The organism is Chitinophagaceae bacterium (assembly GCA_016717285.1).
In the GTDB taxonomy this organism is placed as follows: Bacteria; Bacteroidota; Bacteroidia; order Chitinophagales; family UBA10324; genus JACCZZ01.
The window spans coordinates 173,831-196,485 of record JADKFU010000004.1; the positions used below are offsets into that span (position 1 = coordinate 173,831).

Consider the following 22,655-nt stretch of genomic DNA (forward strand, 5'->3'; position numbering starts at 1 on the left):
AACTAAGAGATTATAATCCAATGTATATTCATTTTGATATGAAATTTACGTGTTCGATATCAAGATAATACCTGCTCGGTTCATAATTTCCCAGGAACAAGTTATAGCGCGCAAGTGATTGCTCAAATGAATACTTTGTTTGCCGAATTAGAATTCTGTTGTAAGAAACATTTTTCAGATCGAAATAAGGAGTAAGGGCAAACAGATTGTAGTTACGGAAATAAACCAGAGGCGAACTGTTCTTAAAAAGAATTTTATTGCTTTGACTCGATTCCTTCCATCCAGCTAAAATTTTATGGGCAATCTGTTCATAAGAAAGGCTTGGATATGCTTCACGAGTATCCGCAAAATCTGCGGCTGCATAATCAATGAATCCATACCTATTTTCGTAATTGCCTGTTAAGCGCTCTTCAATCTTAACAAGCGGAATAGCTGCCTTGTCAATAGTTGAATCGTCATAAAAAAATTTGCGAGTTGCTATTAGATTCTCACTCTCACTAATTTCTTCCGTGGAATATTCATAATTCAATTAATTGAATAGCAAAATTGCTGGATTTGGTGTTCCCTATAAAGAATATGAATCAAATGCTTTTTTTGTCGATCTTGAGAACCTAAAGGCTATTGTAAAATTTTATGACAGGTAACCAACTACGAAAATTAGAAGCCGAGCTCTGGAGAGCCGCCGACCAGCTAAGAGCTAATAGCAAGTTGACGGCCAGCGAATATTCAATGCCCGTATTAGGTTTGATATTTCTTCGCCATGCCTTTAACCGCTTTGAAAAAGTAAGGGACGAAATTGAAAAGAATTTACCCACACATCCGCAACGAGGTAAACGGAAAGTAACTCCCAAAGACTTTGAAGAAAAATCTGCGATGTTTTTGCCGGAGAATTCCCGGTTTGACAAATTGGTTTCACTCCCTGAAGGAAGTGATTTAGGTGCTGCCATTGACGAAGCCATGAAGGCAATAGAAGAAATCAACCCTAAACTGATTGGCATTTTACCTAAGAACTATTCCATTTTCAGTAAAGATTTATTGCAGGAGTTGCTGCGCATTTTCAACAAAGAAGTTTTGCAGAAAGCAGAAGGTGATGTGTTCGGGAAAATTTATGAATACTTCCTCAACAAATTCGCCATGACCGGTGCACAGGAAGGCGGAGAATTTTTTACGCCTTTCAGCCTGGTGCAAACAATTGTGAATGTAATTGAGCCGGATCACGGAACAGTCTTCGATCCTGCTTGTGGGAGTGCAGGCATGTTTGTACAGACCGGCTATTTTATAGAAAGTGAAGGCCTGAAACCGGCAGAAAAAGTTACTTTTTACGGACAGGAAAAAGCGGAAACAAATACCCGCTTGGCTAAAATGAATTTAGCTGTGCATGGCTTGGAAGGAAACATACAGGAAGGCAATACCTTTTATGAAGACAAACACGATTTAAGAGGCAAGTGTGATTTTGTAATGGCCAATCCGCCTTTTAATGTGGATGGAGTTGACAAAGCAAAAGATATTGTAAAGCGCGACCCACGATTGTCGTTCGGTTTGCCGAAGAACGACAACGCCAATTATCTGTGGATACAATATTTCTATTCCTATCTCAAAGCACCAATTAAAGGCTCTGGTGGCAGGACAGGTTTTGTAATGGCCTCTTCTGCAAGCGATGCTGGACACAGCGAAAAAGATATCCGCGAGAAGCTGGTAAAAACCGGAGCAGTAGATGTGATGCTGGCTATTGGCAACAACTTCTTTTACACCCGATCATTACCTTGCACTCTGTGGTTTTTTGATCGTGGAAAGGAACTCATTCCACTAACTAAGGGCAAGCGCAATGCAGATACCGTGCTGATGCTGGATGCCCGAAAAATTTACCGCAAGGTAACCAGCAAGGTAAATGACTTTAGCCCAGAGCAACTACAAAACTTAATTTGTATTGTAAATCTCTACAGGGGCAACACTAAAAAGTTTGAGCGCACTGTAAAAAGCTATTTGGAAACAGCTTCCGCTTTGGCGAAAGAAACCGCTCAAGAAACCATTGCATTGCAAAAGAAATTGCAGAAAGTGTATCAAATGGTTTACGATTTTGCTGCTAAATACCACGAAGAAAACACAACAGTTACCCCGTTTAAGGATGCGCTAAAGCAGATAGAAACCATCAGCATCTACAAACAACAAAATAATCTTGTTGAGGTGGTGAACATGGGCCCGGCAATGAGAAAAACTGAAACAACTACTTTAGAAAACATAGCACATCTGTGCAAAGCCATCCGTAAGCCACAGGACAAACTTGTTAAACAGTTGCTGGACACCATTGCAACTGCTACAAAAGAATACCAACTGAACAAAAACAAAGACTGGAAAGAGTTGAACCTGAAAGAACAACTCGATCAACTACGTGTCTTACAGTTACAACTCAGTGGCAACCCCAATGAAGATGAACCAGGACTGTTACACGAAACCGAATATTTCTGGAAACAAGCCCACTGGCTGCAAAGCCGTTTCCCGGATGGTATTTATACCAATGTGGAAGGTTTATGCAAAGTAGTAACCCAAAAAGAAATTGAAGGCAAAGACTGGAGTTTAAACCCTGGCAGGTATGTCGGCGTTGATACTGCTACTGATGATGATTTTGATTACGAAGAACGCCTTAATGAAATACACATTGAATTGGAAGGATTGAATGAGGAAGCTATCGCTTTGGCTAATGCTATTGCAGGTAATTTTAAAGAGATTGCTATATGAAATTCAAAAAAAGCAATCTTGCAAATGAAACCTTGTATTTGAAAAGAGGTATTTCTCCTAGATATGTTGAAGGAGATGGAATTACAATTATCAATCAGAAATGCATTCGTCAAAGAAGAATTCATTTTGAATTTTCTAAAGTGTGTGATAACCTAAAAGATATACCAGAAGAAAAATTCTTAAGACGAGGAGATATCTTAATTAACTCAACAGGCAAAGGAACATTAGGAAGATCAGCACAAATAAAAACAGATTTTGAGGAACCCCTTTTAGTGGATACACATATTACAATTGTTCGTGCTGGAGAAAATATGGATCCTTTCTATTTGGGCCATTTAATTTCATTTAAAGAACCATACATTGAAGCGTTGGGAAAAGGTTCAACCCAACAATTAGAGCTTTCGAGAACTGATCTTGGCGAAATTGAAATTGAACTTCCTCCTCTCCCCACCCAACACAAAATCGCCTCCATCTTATCGGCTTATGATGATTTGATAGAAAACAATTTGAAGCGAATAGAATTGTTGGAGGAGAAGGCGTTTGTTAGCTACATGTTGATGGATAAAGTTGATAAATACAAACTCTCTGATTTATATGATACAAGTTCAGGAGGAACACCATCAAGATCTAATGCAGAATATTTTACAGGAGAAATTAATTGGTTTAAATCAAAAGAATTAGCTGATAGTATTTTATTAGAAAGTGAAGAGAAAATAACTGAAGGGGCGGTTGATAAATCTTCCGCCAAATTATTTCCAACCGGATCAGTGATAATGGCAATGTATGGAGCTACTATTGGTAAGCTAGGTATGCTTTCAATGCCTTCTACAACAAATCAGGCATGTTGTGCCATTGTTGAAAAAGATAAGGTTCGAAGCAATTACTACATTTTAAACTGGTTACTTGAAAATCGTGAATATGTTTTGAGTTTCAGAATGGGCGCGGCTCAAGAAAATATTAGTCAACAAGTAATTAAAAATCTTTTAGTTACAATTCCCAAAGAAGCTGATTTGAAAATTTTCAATTTTGAAATGACCCCGAATTATCAATTAATCAAAAACATTCACCAGCAAAACACCAAACTTCGGGAGGCGCGGGATTTATTGTTGCCGAGATTGATGAGTGGAGAGATAGAAGTTTAAAAATTGAATTTAAATATCCGAATATGGAAGAGAAGGATAAACAGGCATGGTTGAAGGGCATTGAAAAAGCCATATCCCATTTAGATTCTAATAAGTGGGATAAACAAAACAACAGTAGGAAATATGATTTTGTAAATAACGGAAAATCCTATCCTCCAAAATTAGTTTTAAGATCTGCGATGGATTACATATCAGAAAATCATCCAGAAATTAATATTCCCACACGTGCTGGAGGTGAACCTGTTAATGATTTTCTTCGGCAGTTTGGTTTTACAGTAAGAAAAAAGAATGAAATGGATATAATATCAGAATTAATAGAAAAATACAAAGAGCATGTCCGGAAATATCGCCTGGAAGGTGAAATATACAAGTGGGAATTGTTGGCTAAATTTAAAGGCAGACCAGACGTAAATGCGAAGGACTTCTTTAATGAAATCAAGAGTATAAATTTCAAAAATCTCATTTATCCCGTCGGTATTTCGGTTGTTCATCACCTTGCAAAGGATCAAACTGAACCTTACAGAGGCTGTTTCAAAGTTTTATTTGACGAGAATATTGAGCTTGAACAGAGGTTAAAGCACTTCAATGAGGAAACGCTTAAACTTTATAAAGTAATTGCACCGAAAGAAAAGCTTTCGCATCATCAGGATGAAAGAACAATTGCAACTTTTCTAACTTACCATGATCCTGATAAATATTCATTTTACAAAGATTCCTTCTATCAAAAATATTGTAAACTGATTGGAATTGATGCAAAGAGAGCAGGCGAGAAATATCTGCATTATCTGGAACTGATTGAAGAACTTATAAGTGAATATATAAATGATGATCAGGAACTTCTTGATCTGGTGTATGGAATAATTCCCTTAAATTATTATAAGGATCCTAATCACAAAATACTGGCTCAAGACATTTTATATCAAACATTGGATAGAATACCGAAGATGAATGGTGTAGTTGCTTTAATGGCATCAGATGGCACCGGATGGCAGGATGAACATATTGAAGAGTTAAAAAATTTCGATGCTTCTATTATTTGGAACAGTAAAAGACCAAGCGGTACTGACGAAACAATAGCTTTCTTAAGAAACATCATTGACGATGGCAATTCATTTAACCTTTACTATAGTTCACAAGGTTTTGTTAATTACAAGGCAACCATTCTAGATTTTGCTGAAACTCAGGAAGAACTTGATCAGAAGAATTGGGATAATATCTATGGAAATGTTATGTATTACCAAAATAAATTCAGTGAATATAAGGATAACAGTAAAGGTGCTACTATAGTTTTCTTGGCTAAATCTCTCGAAAAAATCAATCCAATACCTGTAAAGGATTTCAAGTTTTATAAGAATCATAAGCCGCCTACACAAGACAATTTATCTCCTGTTACCCAGGAACCTAAAAATCCAGAAAAGGAAACCCCTCATGTTAATCCAAAAAATGAGCATAGTATGAATGGAATGAACTTCCCTTTAAACCAAATCTTGTTCGGTCCTCCCGGTACAGGAAAGACATTTAATACCGTCAATAAATCATTAGAAATTATTGGGGAAAAGATTGACGGAAAATCAAGAAAAGATATCAAAGATCTTTTTGACGCGAGAATGAAAGAAGGACAAATAGTATTTACCACCTTTCATCAGAACATGAGCTATGAAGATTTTATTGAGGGCATTAAGCCCTTAGAACCATTGAAAGAAGGCGATCCAGTAATTTATAGAGTTGAGCTGGGGATTTTCCGGAAGCTCTGTGTTGAAGCTTCTTTTGCTATCGCTCAGATAAGAGAAAGTACCACCACAGAGGATGTTTTAGCCTTTTCTATTTTATACGATAACCTGGCGGATAGTGTAGAAGAAAAAATATTAAACGGTGACAAAGTGAAGTTCGAGACAAAATCAGGTGGATCAGTAATGGTGGACAGTATTTCGCAGCAAGGCAATTTTATCATTAAGCACCATGATGGCGGCAGAACCTATACTGTATCAAAGATGAGATTGACTATCCTACATACTGCAATAAAAGACCTAAACAATATTAGCAATATAAACAATCAATTCAGGGAAATTATCGGGGGGAGCAACTCTTCTGCTTATTGGGCATTGCTAAATGAAATTAGAAAAGAAAAATCCAATAGTAAGATTCAAAAAGAAGGTCGAACGTATAGTTTTGAAGATAAGAAGGATGTTGTACTATCACTTGCTCATTCAGATTTTAAAAACAAGCAAGCAAAACCATTTGTGTTGATCGTTGATGAAATCAATCGTGGGAATGTGTCTCAAATTTTCGGTGAGCTGATCACGCTTATTGAAGAAGACAAAAGGCTTGGGAAAGATGAAGCGTTAGAAGCTGCATTGCCTTATAGCAAAGAAACGTTTGGAGTGCCTCCCAATCTCTTTATCATTGGCACCATGAACACAGCAGACAGAAGTGTGGAGGCATTGGATGCTGCGTTACGCAGGCGATTTAGTTTTGAAGAAATACCCGCTAACGCATCATTGATTGCTACGGATGGTAAACTTAAAGCACAAAATGGAATACTAGAAGGAATTAACTTGCCGGAGTTGCTCAAAATCATCAACAGGCGAATTGAAAAGCTGTTGGATAAAGATCATCATATAGGTCACAGTTATTTTATGTCGGTAACGAATATGGAAGAATTGAAAGCAGTGTTTCAGCATAAGATGATACCGTTATTACAAGAGTATTTTTTCGGAGATTATGGTAAAATTGGTCTGGTACTCGGGCAAGGTTTCTTTGAGGAGGTTGAAAGAGTTGAAGAAAATCTCTTTGCTGAATTTGCCGATTACGACTATGCGGAATTTTCAGAGCGGGTTATTTACAGAATAAAGGACATTGGTCGCATGCAACATGAGGAATTTAGTAATGCTATCAATTCGCTATTAAAAAAATGAGTTGAGACTAAACCGAAAACATATAACCGTTTTTGAGCATCAGGCCATCAAACTAAACCAGGTAATTGATGGGGTATTGTTTGATAAAGATCGGTTAGCCACCATGCAGAAGCATTACGGCAGTAAGGGTGTTCCTTATTACTCATTAATATACAATGGCATTCGTTTCAATGAATACGTTGGTGTGATCCAGGTTGGAAATACAGTTATTGAAGTTTTACCGAAAGCTGATAGTAGTGATAATGATAGAGAAGAGAAAAAGAGATGGCGGGATATTTTAATTGATATGCTGTTTGCTGCGGGGGTATTTGATATTCAGGCACCGAGCAGCAGTTCTTTAAAGCTTAAATCAAACTCTATCCTTGATCTTTACTTTGCCCTTTTTATTAATGAAGTTGAGTACCTACTACACAGGGGGCTGGTAAAGCAATACCGCAAGAAGGATGGAAATGTAATGGCATTGAAAGGCAATCTGCAATTTAGTAAACACCTATCGCAGAACCTGACGCACCAGGAAAGATTTTATGTCCGGTACACAACTTACGATCATGAGCACAAGATTCATTTGATTCTCTATAAAACGATTTGCCTGCTTAAACAAATCAATATGAATGTGAGCTTGCACAGCCGCATCGGAACTTTACTGCTTCACTTTCCCGAGATGCCGGATATTAAAGTTACAGAGGGAACATTCGAAAAATTGATTTTTACAAGAAAGAATAAGCCATATGAAAAAGCACTTGGCATTGCCAGGTTGCTGTTGTTGCAATATCATCCTGATGTAAGCAGAGGAAGACATCACGTGTTAGCGCTTATGTTTGATATGAACAAGCTGTGGGAGCAATTTATCTATGTGAGCTTACGGAAACACAAAGATCCGTCTACTACTATTACTGCTCAAGCGTCAAAGTTCTTTTGGAAGCCGGAAACTGGTGTCCGTTCCTCAATACGACCGGATATTGTAGTGAATAAAGGAACAGCGGATTGTGTTGTTTTGGATACCAAATGGAAAAATCTGAACGGTTATAATCCTTCACCAGAAGACTTAAGGCAGATGTATGTTTATCATGAGTACTATGGAGCAAAAAAGGTGGCATTGGTTTACCCGGGAAATGAATTTTCTCAATCGAACGGAAATTATTTACACTCGGATACCAGCGAAGCAATTGATAAGATGTGCAGTGTTATCTGCTTTGAGGTCGAGGGGAAGATAAAAGTATGGCAGCATAAAATAAACCTGGAATTCAGGAGGTGGATGGAATCATTCCCTAATGAAACATCAACATGAGCTGGGAGTATTCGGAAGATCGTCTGATAGAACAAACAGCAATTGATTTGTTCCACAACCGGCTCGGTTGGGATACAGCTATTGCTTACAATAAGGAAACATTTGGAGATGATAGCTCACTTGGAAGGGGAAATAAGGGAGAAATAATACTTAAAAGAAATTTCTTTAAGAAGATAAAGGAATTCAACAAAGGATTACCTGAGCAGGCTTACTTGCAAGCTTTTGAAAAGCTCCTCGAAGAGAGCACGACCAAAACATTAGCAGATCTCAACCTCGAAAAGTATCTCTTTCTAAAAGATGGTGTTCCTGTTGATTATACTAATGAGAAAGGGCAACTGATAAAGGAAAGGAAGCTAAAAGTATTTGACTTTGAAAATGCTGCAAACAACGATTTTATTGCTGTTCAGCAAATGTGGATAGAAGGTAAGAGTCGCAGAGAGCGACGTCCGGACATAATAGGTTTTGTAAATGGTATTCCGCTTTTATTCATTGAGCTAAAAGCTGTTCACAAAAAGTTAGAGAATGCCTACAATGACAATTTTACCGACTATAAAGATGTGATGCCAAAGCTTTTTCATTTGAATGCTTTTGTGATTTTAAGCAATGGAATGGAAAGCCGCATTGGAAGCATCACCGGTAAATACAATCACTTTCATGAATGGAAAAGAATTACTGAAGAGGAAGAGGGAATTGTTGCGCTGGATAAAATGATTGTGGGAGTGTGCGAGAAGAATAGGTTCATGGATTTGTTTGAGAATTTTATTTTGTTTGACCGTTCGTTAGGTAAAGTAGTGAAGCTGATTGCGCGTAATCATCAATTCATTGGTGTAAATAAAGCAATTGACAACATCACGGAAAAGGAGCAACAATACCAGGTTGGAACAATTACACTGGAGGAAAAACAAAAGCTTGGTGTGTTCTGGCATACACAGGGAAGCGGAAAGTCCTATTCCATGGTTTTTATGTGTCAGAAAATCCATCGGAAGTTTGCGGGTTCCTATACTTTTCTAATAGTAACAGACCGCAATGAATTGGATAAACAGATTTATGGAACATTTAGTGGGGTTGGGGCGGTTCCGCAAATAAAAGCCGGATCAAAAAGCTCCATCAAAGCAGGCAGTGGCAAAGATTTGCAAGAACTTTTAAAGCAAGACCATCGCTATCTATTTTCCCTAATTCACAAATTCAACTTTGATGAGAAAATTACAGATCGTGATAACATCATTGTAATTTCTGATGAAGCTCACAGGACGCAGGGCGGAAGCTTAGCACTGAATATGCGTAATGCACTTCCAAGTGCATCATTCATTGGTTTCACCGGAACACCTCTCTTTAAGGATGATGAATTGACAAAGCGGATATTTGGAGACTATGTTTCAAAATACAACTTTAAACGAAGTGTGGATGATGGTGCGACGGTTCCTTTGTACTATGAAAACAGGGGTGAGTATCTGCACTTGAAGAATCCTGCTATTACACAACAAATCCGCAAGATCCTTGACGATAACGAAGATCTTGACAGTGATCAGCGCTCCAGGCTGGAGCAATTGTTTTCAAAAGAGTATCCTGTACTCACTGCGAAGAAAAGATTGAATGCGATTGCAAAGGATATTGTCTGGCATTTCTGTAATCGTGGGTATAAAGGGAAAGCAATGTTGGTAGCGCTGGATAAGCTCACTGCAGTTAAGATGTACAACAACATTACGGAGCATTGGGCAGACTACGTAACTAATCTGGAAAAGGACATTGAAAAAAGTAAATACGGCGACCAGGAGACATTGGAAAAAGCAAGAGAGCTGGAATGGATTAAGGAAACAGAGATTGCTGTGGTGGTAAGTCCGGAACAGAATGAAATTCTGAAATTTAAAAAGTGGGCCTTGGATATTGAACCACATAGGGAAAAAATGAATGATCCTACAAGGGATTTGGAAACTGACTTTAAAGATGAAGACCATCCGTTTCGACTGGTAATTGTATGTGCGATGTGGATCACCGGTTTTGATGTTCCAACACTTTCAACCATGTATATTGATAAGCCATTGCAGTCGCATACACTTATGCAAACGATTGCGCGGGCTAACAGGATCAGCGAAGGAAAGAATAATGGGATGATTGTAGACTATATTGAAACCTATACAGCATTATTGGATGCACTCGCAATTTATGGTGCAGGTGAATCGGCTGGAGCAGGAAAAGATGGAGAAGAGCCACCTGTAAAACCAAAAGATGAATTGATTCAACTTTTGGAACAGGCCCTCGGAAATACTGAAATATTTTTGCAGGATGAAGTTAGATTTAATTTGAATGATTTGGTTGAATCAACTGGGCTTGGCAAGATTGAAGCGATGGGTAGAGCCATGAATGCTGTTTACACCAATGATGAAACAAAGCGAAAGTTTCAATTGCTTGCAAGGGAAGTCTTTAAGAAGTACAAAGCGATCATGCCTGATATTGTTCTGAATGCATATGCAGCGAAAAAGAACGCAATTGATGCGATCTATACAGCGATTGAAGGTAATATTGAGAGTGCCGATGTTTCAGAAATCATGAAGGAGATTCAGGAGGTTGTAGATGAAAGCATCGAACATATGATTACGGAAGTTCCTCAGGATACCGGCAAAGTGATTGACCTAAGTGTATTGAACTTTGAGCTACTGGAGCAACATTTTCTAAAAACGAAAAATAAAAATTCGGTGGTTCAATCTTTAAAGGACAAAATCGAAAAGCAGCTGAAACAAATGGTGGACAGAAATCCATTAAGAGTGGACTATTACACTCGTTACCAGGAGATAATTACAGAATACAATCTGGGAAAAGATACAATAACAATTGAGGAGACATTCAAAAAACTCATTGATTTCGTTAATTCACTTTCAGAAGAAGAAGCCGAAACCAAACGGGAAGCTTTAACTGAAGAGCAGAAAGCTGTTTTTGATATTTTACGCAAACCTATCTTGGCAGAGCCAGTCAAAAAACGTGTAAAAGAAATTGCGATTGAAATGCTGGAAGTATTGAAGCGGGATAAATTAAAAGTAGACCAGGTATGGGAAAAGTCAGAAACTTCAGCTGCCGTTTTCAATACAGTAAATAAAATCCTCTTTGATCAATTACCTTATCCAACCTACCAAAATGATGAGATTGATTTGAAGACAAACTTGATCTACAATCATCTTAGAAGTCAGTATTATGGAGGAGGGGAAAGTATTTATGGAAGGTATTGAACACACTGCCGAAATTAACATTTAATCGATAGCAATGAGAGATATCGAAGGCGAACTGAAACAATGGGAATTGTTCAAATCTTACGGCGAATTCAATTTGTTATTTGAAAATATTATTCAAAAACAAAGAGAATTATTGATTGCGCTGATTCGAATATCATATAATTATTGTGATGATGAAGATGATGAAGTGAATGAATTGGAAGATGAAGACCAGGATCGGTTGATTAAAATATTGATTCAAAATATGGGTGCAATGGAAATTGTGGAGAGCACCAAATCTTGCTTCATCGATTTTTTCGATAGACAAAAAATGAAGCACGGAGATTATAGATACTGGTGGAATGGGGAAATGTTCAAAGTGAATAAATTTCGGTATGAATTTGCAATAGAAGCATTCAAAAGATGTAAGGAATGCATCCTTCTTAGAAATGTGATGATACACTCCAATTATCTTTTATCGATTATTCCTGGCTTTGATCCTGTAAGAAAATTAAGAGGAAGTAAGGATGTAAAAACAGCCAAGGGCTATGAAAAAAGAAAGTATGAGATCAGCCTTGACTTTTTGATTCGTGTTAATATACAAATTGACTTCTTGAGAGACATCGTAATCTGGCTTGAAAAGAATCTTTACTCAAACGATGATGAATTAACAAGGACAATGCAAGGTAAAAGAGAACTTTCTATTTTAAAAAAGATGGATTTCTCAGTTCCAAAAGAATTGTCATAGTATTCTGATACTAGGCTAGCAAGATGGCAGGCCCATTTCAAAACAATTACTCCTACTTCACCGTCCCTTCCTTTATTGCCTTCGAAACTGCCTCCGCAGCCAAATGCACATGCAGCAATTCCTCGTAATTTTTCATTTGCTAATTTTCCCAAAACCAATCAATCCCATCCCTATCCCTAAATCCTCAAATCATGACCCACCCATTTTTCAAAGTCCCCTCCTACGAAGAAGTATCCGACGCCGCAAAACCCGTTTTCGATCAGTACATCAAATTAACGGGCCGCATGCCGAACCTGTATGCTACCATCGGCTATTCGGCGAATGCGCTGAGCTCTTACATGGCTTTTGTGCAGCGTCACTGGTGCACCGACTGAGCTTTTGGATTTTTAATCCATTTCCATAATTCCAAAAATTTAACGGCGTAGTCATAAGGGCGGGTTTAAAATCCCTTTGCTCAATAGACACGGATTACAAATCATAGGTGTTCGAAACCTTTGAAAGCCTTTACTGGCATGGATTACAATGATCCTTTCAGCGAATAAAATTGAAGGTTAAATTAAACATGAATTGTCCTTTAAACGTTTTTCACTCTGCAAAATAATCAGCGTCATAATCAGAACGGAACACTTACTTCAAACTAAGTTCCTGTGAAAAGAGCTACGATGTATATTGGATAAGGCTTTGATGATGTTTCGAACGCTTGTGATTACAAATCCGCGCCAACGAGACATAATCCTTTTTGATTATCAATATTAATTCAGTTAGAAACACCTCCATGTTTTTGTTAAAAAAATTCCATGTTATTATTATTTTTCAGGATCGTAATTATATTTGTCAGGATTTATCATATTAAAACTGCCTAACATGACCTATCTTAAAAATTATTTCTTAGCCTCCCTGCTGTTGTTAACCACCGTAACACTCTCCCGCGCACAAATGGGAATGGGCAAGCCGGAAGAGATTGCCGAGTTAAAGAAGCGAAAGCTCATCGTCATACTGGAGGAGCCGTCTCAAAAAGTAATTGACAAACTGAAGAAAAAAGGAAAATCGGCTTATATCGATGACTATAAAGCCGCCGTTGAAGAATTCAACAATAATCTAAAGGCCATGATGGAGGAAAACTGGACCTACCACGAAACGTGGGAATACAAATCATCTTCAACGGCTGAGGCATTAAAAAAAGCAAAGAACAAACAATATGCGGTTATATGGATTGCTGCAGTCAGCGCAACATCCAACGGTGCAAGTTACACGGCCGGATTAAACTGGAGCTATTCCGATGTGAAGGAAGGCGTGGAAGAAAGCAAAGAAGGGAGTCGTGACCTTTCGTCAACAGCTTTATTTATAGTGGCACTCAGTGAAGAGTTTTTAAAAGTACCGGTTTTCCAGATTGGAATGCCACGGGATTTCCCATTAAAGGCCGACCTCCTGTTTGCCATTAAATCAACCATCTGGTACATGGATGCCCGCCTGAGCGATGCGAAGACCGGTGACTTAAAAGACATTATAAAGAACAATGGGAGCAGGCTTAAAACATATACTTTGTTTATCAATAAAGAAGACTTGGGTAAAAATGTAACTGCATCGGTTATTAAATCCGCCTACCCTTATGCAGCTAAAATTTTAGAGCCTGCGCAATTTGACGATCAGGTGATCGCACAGGCAGAGAAAACTGCTATTCTTGTAATTGTTCCGATGATGAGTACCAATAGTCATGGATCTACAATGGCCTATGTTCCTTACGTAATGGATGTGAAATCGGGTGAATTACTTTCTTATGTGATGCCTTCAGCAGGATCTTATATGACAGCTATGAGCGGGGTTTCAGGGTTGGGAAACCCTTACGTCACAGAAAGGGTGATGAAAGAGGTTAAAGAAGATGCGGAACGGGTGCAAAAAAAATAATCCGGATTGATTCACCTTACCTTATGCATTGAAAGAATCTATCTTTTCAATGTTGTCAGATTGGCCTGATGCAGGGCGGAAAAGCGAAATTTTTAGAATTATTTCCAGGCCATCTTTTAAAATTCTGAAATCATATTCATCCTTCATACACCCCTAAAATGAAAAGTATTCTTTTTCTGATCTGTGCGCTCATGGTAAATCATGCGTGTTCCCAGGATTTCAGTCATTACACTTCCCTGAAATGCGAGGGCAACATTCCGGATGATTTTACGATGCTTTCCAGCAAAAAATTCGAATCCTCAAAAAGTTCGATATCTAAAAATGATAACCGTAAAACCCGAAAGGCAAAAGAGGTCTTTTACCTTGAAACAAGTTTTGGAATCGATGAAATGCTGCAAAGCGGCCTTATCCTCTTTAATGATACGGTGTCGCGTTATGTAAACAGGGTAGCTGACGAATTGCTGAAGAAGGATCCTGACCTTCGTAAGAAGATCAGGATTTACACATTGAAATCTTCAAATGTGAATGCTTTTTCCACACCAAGCGGAATCATTTTCGTTTGTACCGGCCTGATCGCAAGGTTAAACAATGAGGCAGAACTTGCTTTTATATTATCTCACGAAATCGTGCATTATCAAAAGCACCATTCGATGAAACAATACATCACCAACAAGGAGATTGAAAAAGGGAAAGGTATCTATAAGAAAATGGATTATGATGAAAGCCAAATGGCTTCTTATAAATTTTCAAAATCGCAGGAGCTTGATGCTGACAAAGGTGGCTGGGCTATTTTTCAAAAATCTTCCTATTCCAAAAGCATAGTAAACAGCACGATGGATCTGCTGCTGTATTCTTACCTGCCTTATGAAGACAAGGAAGTGCCTTTTTCCAAATTTGAAGATCACAATTACAGCTTTCCAAAAGATTATTTCCCCGATTCTATTAAAGCAATTGCTCCTGAAGATGATTACGATGATGATTATTTTACACATCCGAATGTAAAAACCCGGCGAGCTGCGCTTCTCAAGCTGGCAACTGATTCCACCGGAGGAAGTTTATTCATTTTAAATGAAGATGGCTTAAGGCAGGTGAAGAAAATCTGTCGCTACGAAAACTGTGTGCAGATGCTCCGCACAGGTCGCTACGCTGAAGCGATTTATAGTGCAAACCTGCTGATGCAGGAGGACGGCGAAAGTTATTTCCTTAAAATGGTGATTGCAAAAGGATTGTACGGCATTGCGAAGTATAAGAATTACGGCGCATACAATGATATCGCAAGTGACTTTGATAAGACAGCAGGGTACATGTACGAAACAGCGTACTTTTTTTATATGCTTCCACAAATTGAAGCGAATGTGCTTGCGCTCAGGTATGTTGGAGATCTGAAAAATGAATTTCCGGAGGATGGTGAAATAAAAGCCATGTACAACGGCCTCGTGTCAGATCTCGTTAATCACAATGAACGGAACTCCGAAGATTTTTTCCTTGCGTTTAATGATGTTCCAGATTCAGTGATTGTCAAAGCAGACACAGTGCCACGACAAAAACCCAAGAAATTAAAAGGGGTAGATACACGTGAATTCGCCTATACCTATTCAAGGCCCGTTAAAAAGGAAACCGACCAATCAAATGATTATTATAAGTATGCCTTTGTAAGTCTTTTTGCAAATTCGGATTTGAAAAAAGATATGGAGAACAGTAAAATCATTGAGCAGCATATCAGTAAGAAAGAAGCCAGGAAACAAGAGCGGGTGGAAGCACGTGAAGTTAAAAATGGTGTCTCGCTCGGTATGAATAAAGTATTGTTTATCGCACCGTTCTATGCTAAATGGACCGATACGCGCAAGATACATGAGCGGTACATTGCTTCTGAAGCAGCAAAAATAGATCTGGTAGAAAAGATCCGGCATTCAGCCAGTGCCGTTCAGCTGGAATATGAGATGCTCGATGGAAAATTGCTTGGTTTTTCAGAAACTGAAAAGTTCAATGATCTTTCCATTATCAAGACATGGCTGGATGAGAAATTGAACCATGAAGAAATGGAAATGGAGGCAACCAATACCATCGCTTTCCGGGAAGTGATGCAGAAATACGGTACAGAAAATCTTTGTTTCATGGGAGTAGCCGGTATTAAAGAAAAACATACCAACCGAGGAGCAATGCTTGCCCTTAGCATATTGTTTTATCCTATGCTTCCTTATGGGATCTATTATTTCGTTCACCCTGCTAACTCCACTTATTTTGTTACCCTGGTGGCAGATGCCAACACCGGGCAATTCAAAATGAAATATATAAATTATGTAAAAGCAGGAGATGGCAATCCTATTCAGAACAGCAACATTTACTATATCATGCAACAAATGAAAAGACAACCCAAATGAAAAAGATATTTTACCTCATTTCACTGCTGATACTGGGCAACAGCAACCTGCATGCGCAGCAGGTACCCGGTTATATGGGCAAGCGGTTTACCGTGGCTTATTATGCAACCATGTTTCCGAACTTTAATTCTGAATCTTACAATAAAGATTTCAATGACGAAAATCGCATTACACTCAATCTCCGCAATAATATTGAAGGCGAATATGTGCTGACAAGAAATATAAGCGTGGGTGCCGATTTCAGGTTTCTTAAAACGGGATCGCCGATTGAAATCCGGAATCATATTGTATCGGAACCTGAAAATTATCCTGTAGTGGATGGCTGGATGAATGTAAAAAGTTCAATGGCAGGTGTTCATGCCACTTTCTTCAAATGGCAAAAGGGGTTCATAGCTCCACTCGGAGGATATACCAAGCTTGGATTAAACTACATGGTCAGCAATGGTGAAATCGGTACCACCGGTGAATCTCCTGCTTCTTCTCAATATATCAGGTATGCTTATGAACCCATCAAGTCATTTGTTCTTATAGTGGGAGCCGGCTATCAGAATGTAATCTTCAAACGTATGACCTTTAACCTGGGAGTAGAATGCGGAATTAATTCAAAAGGATGGAGACCGCTGATACAAAACAGTTTCGAAGAAGGGAATATTAATGATCAATATGATACTGAAGAAGGAATCCAGGATGGCATTGATGCGATCAATCAGCGCCTTACCTCCATGCTTATATTGAATGTAAATGCTGGTCTCGGATTTATTGTTTTCTGATCGGCAGAGTGATACCTGCTATGATCATTTCAGTTCTCGTGCGCTGTTTTTGATATTTCTTATTCTTATCATTACTTCTCCTTCATTCTACTACCTGCAGTTTGTTTCTTTGCTGAATGCACGCGATTTCAATTTTAGTCTGTTTGTTGCGCAGCAAAATTATTAATCAACCTTTTTACCTCTGAACACATCGCTGTGAGCAGTGGTGTGAGAGCCACCATACCATTTCGAGTATTCAATGCTGTCATTGGCAGGATAGTAGCAAAACAATGAACCGTTATAAGGACTGCCCGGATAAAGGCCATCAATGGTGAAGTACCAACAGGCACTGTCCGGTTGCAAATAGGTGCACCACGAAAGCGCGTCTCCATTAAAATTGATAACGGAATCTTTTCCGATCGGATCCAGGTAAATGGTAACATGAGTGGTAGTGCTGTTGAAATTGCCATCAACTGAATCGTAGTGTGTTTTTTCAAAATAATATTCATCCATGTTGAGGAATGGATCAACTTTATCATCCTTTTTACAACTTCCTGAAATGAGCAAAACGACAAGGAGCGTAAGGGACTTGAACAAATATCCGGAGTGTTCCATAAAAAATAATATTATGAAGCAAAGTTAATATTTTATTCGCACTACCCGTATGAATGAACAGTGGTGGGTGTACCACAAATCCCATAAGGTTATTGAACAATCTATGGGTTTGTGTTTTGATAGAAAGTCGGAAACAAGTGAACGTCACCCTATGGCCCTTCAAGGGCAATGTCGTTTAGTTAAGCTCATTTTTAGAACTAAACCGGAAATTGTTTTATGCTACTAAGCAGATTAGTCGTGTATTCTAAGGTTCCACCAAGCATTTTCTGTAATTTTTTTTCAGGCAGCATGAAGATGCATTTGAACATAGGGTGTTTCCCCCGTTGGTCCGGATATGCGACTGCGCTGGTCGGGATTTTTAATCCATTTACCTTCCTCATCATTCCAAAAAATTAAGGTCATACTCATAAGGGCGGGATTAAAATCCCTTTGCTCAGTAGACACGGATTACAAATCCGCGCCAACGAGAGTTTATTGGATTAATAAATCCAACAGCAAAGAAATGTGCTATAATAATTTCTGACCAACGTAAGGTCAACCTCAAACTGCTGCACCTGTAGCTTCAGCCTCTGGTTGGTGTTTTCACCAACCAGCGTTAGAACGGTTGGTTTAGTCATCCTTCATTCATATCTTTCGTCGTCCCATATCCCTTTGTCTGATTGGATAGCTATATCAAATTTTTTACTGCAACAATTTTAAACTGGCAAAATCTTTTAAAGCCAGATAAATATAAACAGATCATTGTCGATAGCATGAAGTTTTTAGTGAATGACAAACGCGTTTGGATCTATGGTTTTGTGATCATGCCAAATCACCTGCATATTCTCTGGCGATTGCAGGAAGGATTTACACAAGAAAAGGTTCAACGCGATTTTCTAAAATTCACGGCACAAAAAATCAAATTTGACCTGCTTGAAAAACATCCGCAGGTACTTCCTTATTTTAAGTCGACACAAAGTGACAGGGAATATCATTTCTGGGAACGAAGGCCCTACACTTCGACAATACACAACAGGCCGGTGATGGAGCAGAAACTGGATTACATTCATCATAACCCTGTTGTAGAAAAATGGAAATTGGTTGAGAAGCCGGAAGACTACTATTATTCCAGCGCAAGGTATTACTTACTTAATGAGGTAAGATTTGATTTAATAACCCATTATATGGAACATCTATGAGGAGGTCGGTGAAAACACCGACCACAGGCTGAATAAGCTGCTATGAATGCACGAATACAATTGAAAGCGAATCGCAGCAGACTTTGCCATGCTGAACACAAACTATTTTTTCACATCAAGTTCTTTTGAAAATGACATTGATAGTTAGATAAGTGATGCCATCAACAAATGTATAGAATCAGTCCTCGTCGTTCCACCCTTGTCTTTAAGACCAGGCAATGGCACTATTTCCATTACTCTACAATCAATTTCTGATTTTCGATTTCATTCAACCCAACCATTCTCACAAAATAAATTCCTTTCGGAAGATTCTTCACATAAACTCGTACTGATTGACTGCCTTCATCCATATCCGCATCAACCAATGATTTAACTGCTCTCCCATTTGTGTCAAATATCTTAATGCTGATGTGTGATGATTGCGGTAAGCTGAATTGCAGAGTAACCTGGTCGCTTGCAGGGTTCGGATAGAGTTGAAGGGATGTTTTTTGCCCGGCTGCTTCATTACCCATGCGAAGCGGAGTGATGAATGTTTCATTCGGTGACCATGGGGACGTGTTTACCGGAGATACCGAGCACAATGTTCTCACACTCCATTTGTATTGAACACCTCCGGCTAAGCCGGTAATTTTCTTATATAGGTTGGTGGAATTTTTTATGATCCAGTTATTACTACCGGTAGTACTATAACGAATTTTATATCCATAAGCACTTGCAACTGCATCCCATTTAAGTTTAGCACTTGAATCGGTCACCAGGCTCGAAAGGAGATTTGCAGGATACATTACATCATCCGTTATTCCATTACAATCATCATCCAGGCCACCGCAAATCTCTGTAGTTCCAGGATGGATGGCTGCAACTGCATCATTACAATCAGTGCTGCCATAAACATAGCCGACCGGTGCAATACAATCCGGTGTAAATAAAATGTCCGATGCATTACCATAACTATCACCATCCGCATCAGCATAAACCATGAAGCTCTTGCAATCAGGAGTGTATTCCCAAAAATCATTTTCAAAACCTCCCAATCCAATATATCCTTTAGTACCAATTGAAAATCCGGATGCACCAGCTCTTGCTGCCCCTCCGAAATCAGTTTTTTGAGTCCATGAATTTGTAACAGGATCGTATTCCCAGAAATCTTTTCTTACATATAAACCATCCATTCCGGTTCCTATATACCCTTTGTTACCTATGGAAAATGCCGTTGCATACGTTCTTTCATCTCCTTCGAAATCCGCTTTTTGTGTCCATGTATCCGTTACAGGATCATATTCCCATAAACTATTCGAAGTCCAGGCTCCGGTTCCAAGATATCCTTTATTGCCGATGGAAAACCCCACAGCGGCATACGATCCATTGATTGAAAAAGTAGTTATTTGATTCCATGAATCTGTAGCGGGATCATACTTCCAAAAATCAGATGTAGAAAATACACCACCATTAGATGACGAACCTTTGCCCGTTCCAATATACCCGTAATTACCGATCGAAAATCCTATGGCCTCTTGTCGGGGGGCGCCGCCTAAATCGGCTTTTTCTGTCCAGATATTGGTTACCGGATCATATTCCCAGAAATCGTTAGTAAGATCCGGATCAGTATTCGAACCATGCCAACCGGTTCCTACATATCCTTTATTGCCGATAGAAAAACCTACGGCGCGGCCCCTGACTCCACCACCGAAATTTGCTTTTTGCGTCCATAAATTTGTCAAAGGATTATACTCCCACCAATCGCTTGATAAACTATAATCTCCTAATCCCATGTATCCTTTATTTCCAATGGAAAATGCTACGCCACACTCTCTTGGCAAGCCTCCAAAATTTGCTTTTTGTGTCCATGTATCTGCCCTGCTATCAGTACTTCCGGCAATTGTTAAAACCATAATGAGCACCGTTATGCAAATGATCTGGCGGGTAATTCCATTACATAATTTCATATGGTAAATTTTATAAAGTGAGAAAACAGTATGCAATAGATGCAGTAAAGATAAAACGTTGGTCAGTTTCTGAAATCAGGTTGCGTACTTCGGGTAAATTATTTAATCAACCGGTCCTCACAATTGACCAAGAGCATTGTAAATCGAAAGACCTTCAGATTTGAAAGCTAATGTAATGTAATTGTGAGCGGGATTTGGAAAAATATAGTGAGCGTGTTCAGCATCCATCTGATCTATAGTCGTAACAACGTTGGTTGGAACATTTAACAAAAAGGATTCACAGGTCCCTGCTGGCCACGCGCAATGTCATTAAGTGAAGGATTTTTAATGCCAAAGGCATTTCACGTTTATAGAAAAAAGTACGTTCACTTATAATTGATGCCGAAGGTATCACACATTGTTTTAAGTTGGTCCGATGCCTTCAGCATCGCGTTTTCACCTTGTAGCCATTTTCTATAAACATGGAATCCTTTCAAGATTCTGAAAACTGTAAGTCTAACCTTAACTTGATGACATTGGGCGAACGAATATGCGTCCACTTCTCAATTAAAACATTCTCATCATTTTTTCAACCTATTGTATCCACTTAGTTCCATAAAACAGGAAGAACTTCTGTTATCGGCAGAAGTTCTTCCCGGGTTCAACCCAAATGCTTAATTAGTTTTGATTATCGCGCTATAAACAATTTTTCAACCTGCGGCTTTCCATCACTGATCACCTGGCAGATGTAAGAACCCACAGGAAGTGAAGTTCCGTCGAATGTCAGTTGATAGGAGCCTGTGTTTTGCATTTCATTATCGACCAGTCTTTTTATTTCCTTGCCGGATTGATCATAAAGAACAACCGTTACTGCAGCATCGGCAGTGATGTTGTAAGAAATGGAAGTCAGCTGGTCAAAAGGATTTGGATATACTGCAATGCCCTTCAGCCTCTGGTTGGTGTTTTCACCAACCAGCGTTAGAACGGTTGGTTTAGTCATCCTTCATTCATATCTTTCGTCGTCCCATATCCCTTTGTCTGATGGATAGCTATATCAAATTTTTTACTGCAACAATTTTAAACTGGCAAAATCTTTTAAAGCCAGATAAATATAAACAGATCATTGTCGATAGCATGAAGTTTTTAGTGAATGACAAACGCGTTTGGATCTATGGTTTTGTGATCATGCCAAATCACCTGCATATTCTCTGGCGATTGCAGGAAGGATTTACACAAGAAAAGGTTTAACGCGATTTTCTAAAATTCACGGCACAAAAAATCAAATTTGACCTGCTTGAAAAACATCCGCAGGTACTTCCTTATTTTAAGTCGACACAAAGTGACAGGGAATATCATTTTTGGGAACGAAGGCCCTACACTTCGACAATACACAACAGGCCGGTGATGGAGCAGAAACTGGATTACATTCATCATAACCCTGTTGTAGAAAAATGGAAATTGGTTGAGAAGCCGGAAGACTACTATTATTCCAGCGCAAGGTATTACTTACTTAATGAGGTAAGATTTGATTTCATAACCCATTATATGGAACATCTATGAGGAGGTCGGTGAAAACACCGACCACAGGCTGAAGGTCATACTCATAAGGGCGGGATTAAAATCCCTTTGCTCAGTAGACACGGATTACAAATCCGCGCCAACGAGAGTTTATTGGATTAAAAATCCAACAGCAAAGAAATGTGCTATAATAATTTCTGACCAACGTAAGGTCAACCTCAAACTGCTGCACCTGTAGCTTATCCAACATTTTCATCGGGAAAACTTCCATAAGAAGTCAATCAGTCAATGTAACCTAAGCTCCACAGAATAACGTATTGATAAATAAACGGAAGCTAAAATTTACAGTCGC

15 protein-coding genes and 1 pseudogene are annotated in these 22,655 nt (G+C 38.8%); 12 read left to right on the plus strand and 4 right to left on the minus strand.

All coding sequences use genetic code 11. The features are described 5' to 3' along the window. Window positions 1-28: 28 nt before the first annotated feature. The gene (locus IPO83_06120) at window positions 29-529 is read right to left on the minus strand and encodes a hypothetical protein (GenBank protein ID MBK9730845.1); all 501 of its coding nucleotides are present in this window, start codon (window positions 527-529) and stop codon (window positions 29-31) included. 104 nt (window positions 530-633) lie between these two features. Here IPO83_06120 and IPO83_06125 point away from each other — a divergent pair, with 104 nt between their 5' ends. The 10 genes from IPO83_06125 to IPO83_06170 all read left to right on the plus strand — a co-directional run bounded on the left by IPO83_06125 (window position 634) and on the right by IPO83_06170 (window position 17,088). Continuing rightward, window positions 634-2,736, plus strand: coding sequence for an SAM-dependent DNA methyltransferase (locus IPO83_06125; protein ID MBK9730846.1), 2,103 nt, complete (start codon window positions 634-636; stop codon window positions 2,734-2,736). Then, on the plus strand, window positions 2,733-3,878 hold the full coding sequence (locus IPO83_06130; GenBank protein MBK9730847.1) for a restriction endonuclease subunit S: 1,146 nt from the start codon (window positions 2,733-2,735) through the stop codon (window positions 3,876-3,878). Before IPO83_06125 ends, IPO83_06130 begins: the two co-directional genes overlap by 4 nt. 1,454 nt (window positions 3,879-5,332) lie before the next feature. Further along, window positions 5,333-6,793, plus strand: a complete 1,461-nt coding sequence (locus IPO83_06135; protein ID MBK9730848.1) for an AAA family ATPase — start codon at window positions 5,333-5,335, stop codon at window positions 6,791-6,793. A gap of 1 nt (window position 6,794) precedes the next feature. Continuing rightward, the gene (locus tag IPO83_06140) at window positions 6,795-8,081 is read left to right on the plus strand and encodes a restriction endonuclease (GenBank protein MBK9730849.1); all 1,287 of its coding nucleotides are present in this window, start codon (window positions 6,795-6,797) and stop codon (window positions 8,079-8,081) included. Then, on the plus strand, window positions 8,078-11,302 hold the full coding sequence (locus IPO83_06145) for a type I restriction endonuclease subunit R (protein ID MBK9730850.1): 3,225 nt from the start codon (window positions 8,078-8,080) through the stop codon (window positions 11,300-11,302). The genes IPO83_06140 and IPO83_06145 overlap by 4 nt, the downstream gene beginning before the upstream one ends. A gap of 34 nt (window positions 11,303-11,336) precedes the next feature. Further along, the gene (locus tag IPO83_06150) at window positions 11,337-12,032 is read left to right on the plus strand and encodes a hypothetical protein (protein ID MBK9730851.1); all 696 of its coding nucleotides are present in this window, start codon (window positions 11,337-11,339) and stop codon (window positions 12,030-12,032) included. Between the two features lie 191 nt (window positions 12,033-12,223). Further along, window positions 12,224-12,406: a hypothetical protein gene (locus IPO83_06155; GenBank protein ID MBK9730852.1), complete on the plus strand. Its 183-nt coding sequence runs from the start codon at window positions 12,224-12,226 to the stop codon at window positions 12,404-12,406. 490 nt (window positions 12,407-12,896) lie between these two features. Further along, window positions 12,897-13,937 (plus strand): hypothetical protein, encoded by a 1,041-nt coding sequence (locus IPO83_06160; protein ID MBK9730853.1) that lies wholly within the window; start codon window positions 12,897-12,899, stop codon window positions 13,935-13,937. A 158-nt stretch (window positions 13,938-14,095) separates the two neighbouring features. Continuing rightward, window positions 14,096-16,318, plus strand: coding sequence for a M48 family metallopeptidase (locus IPO83_06165; protein ID MBK9730854.1), 2,223 nt, complete (start codon window positions 14,096-14,098; stop codon window positions 16,316-16,318). Continuing rightward, window positions 16,315-17,088, plus strand: a complete 774-nt coding sequence (locus IPO83_06170; protein MBK9730855.1) for a hypothetical protein — start codon at window positions 16,315-16,317, stop codon at window positions 17,086-17,088. Before IPO83_06165 ends, IPO83_06170 begins: the two co-directional genes overlap by 4 nt. A 162-nt stretch (window positions 17,089-17,250) precedes the next feature. Here the strand turns inward: IPO83_06170 and IPO83_06175 are convergent, their stop codons facing one another. After that, window positions 17,251-17,682, minus strand: a complete 432-nt coding sequence (locus tag IPO83_06175) for a hypothetical protein (GenBank protein MBK9730856.1) — start codon at window positions 17,680-17,682, stop codon at window positions 17,251-17,253. Between the two features lie 659 nt (window positions 17,683-18,341). Between IPO83_06175 and IPO83_06180 the strand changes: the two genes are divergently transcribed. Further along, a complete protein-coding gene (locus IPO83_06180) occupies window positions 18,342-18,860 on the plus strand; it encodes a transposase (GenBank protein MBK9730857.1) in 519 nt (172 codons plus the stop codon). A gap of 233 nt (window positions 18,861-19,093) precedes the next feature. Here IPO83_06180 and IPO83_06185 read toward each other — a convergent pair whose 3' ends face one another. Then, on the minus strand, window positions 19,094-20,806 hold the full coding sequence (locus tag IPO83_06185) for a T9SS type A sorting domain-containing protein (GenBank protein MBK9730858.1): 1,713 nt from the start codon (window positions 20,804-20,806) through the stop codon (window positions 19,094-19,096). Window positions 20,807-21,473: 667 nt separating this feature from the next. Beyond that, window positions 21,474-21,785 carry a T9SS type A sorting domain-containing protein gene (locus tag IPO83_06190; GenBank protein ID MBK9730859.1) on the minus strand — a complete coding sequence of 104 codons (312 nt, stop codon included), beginning with the start codon at window positions 21,783-21,785 and terminating at the stop codon, window positions 21,474-21,476. A 41-nt stretch (window positions 21,786-21,826) separates the two neighbouring features. Between IPO83_06190 and IPO83_06195 the strand changes: the two are divergent. Continuing rightward, window positions 21,827-22,345, plus strand: a pseudogene (locus IPO83_06195) (transposase). Window positions 22,346-22,655: the final 310 nt, after the last annotated feature.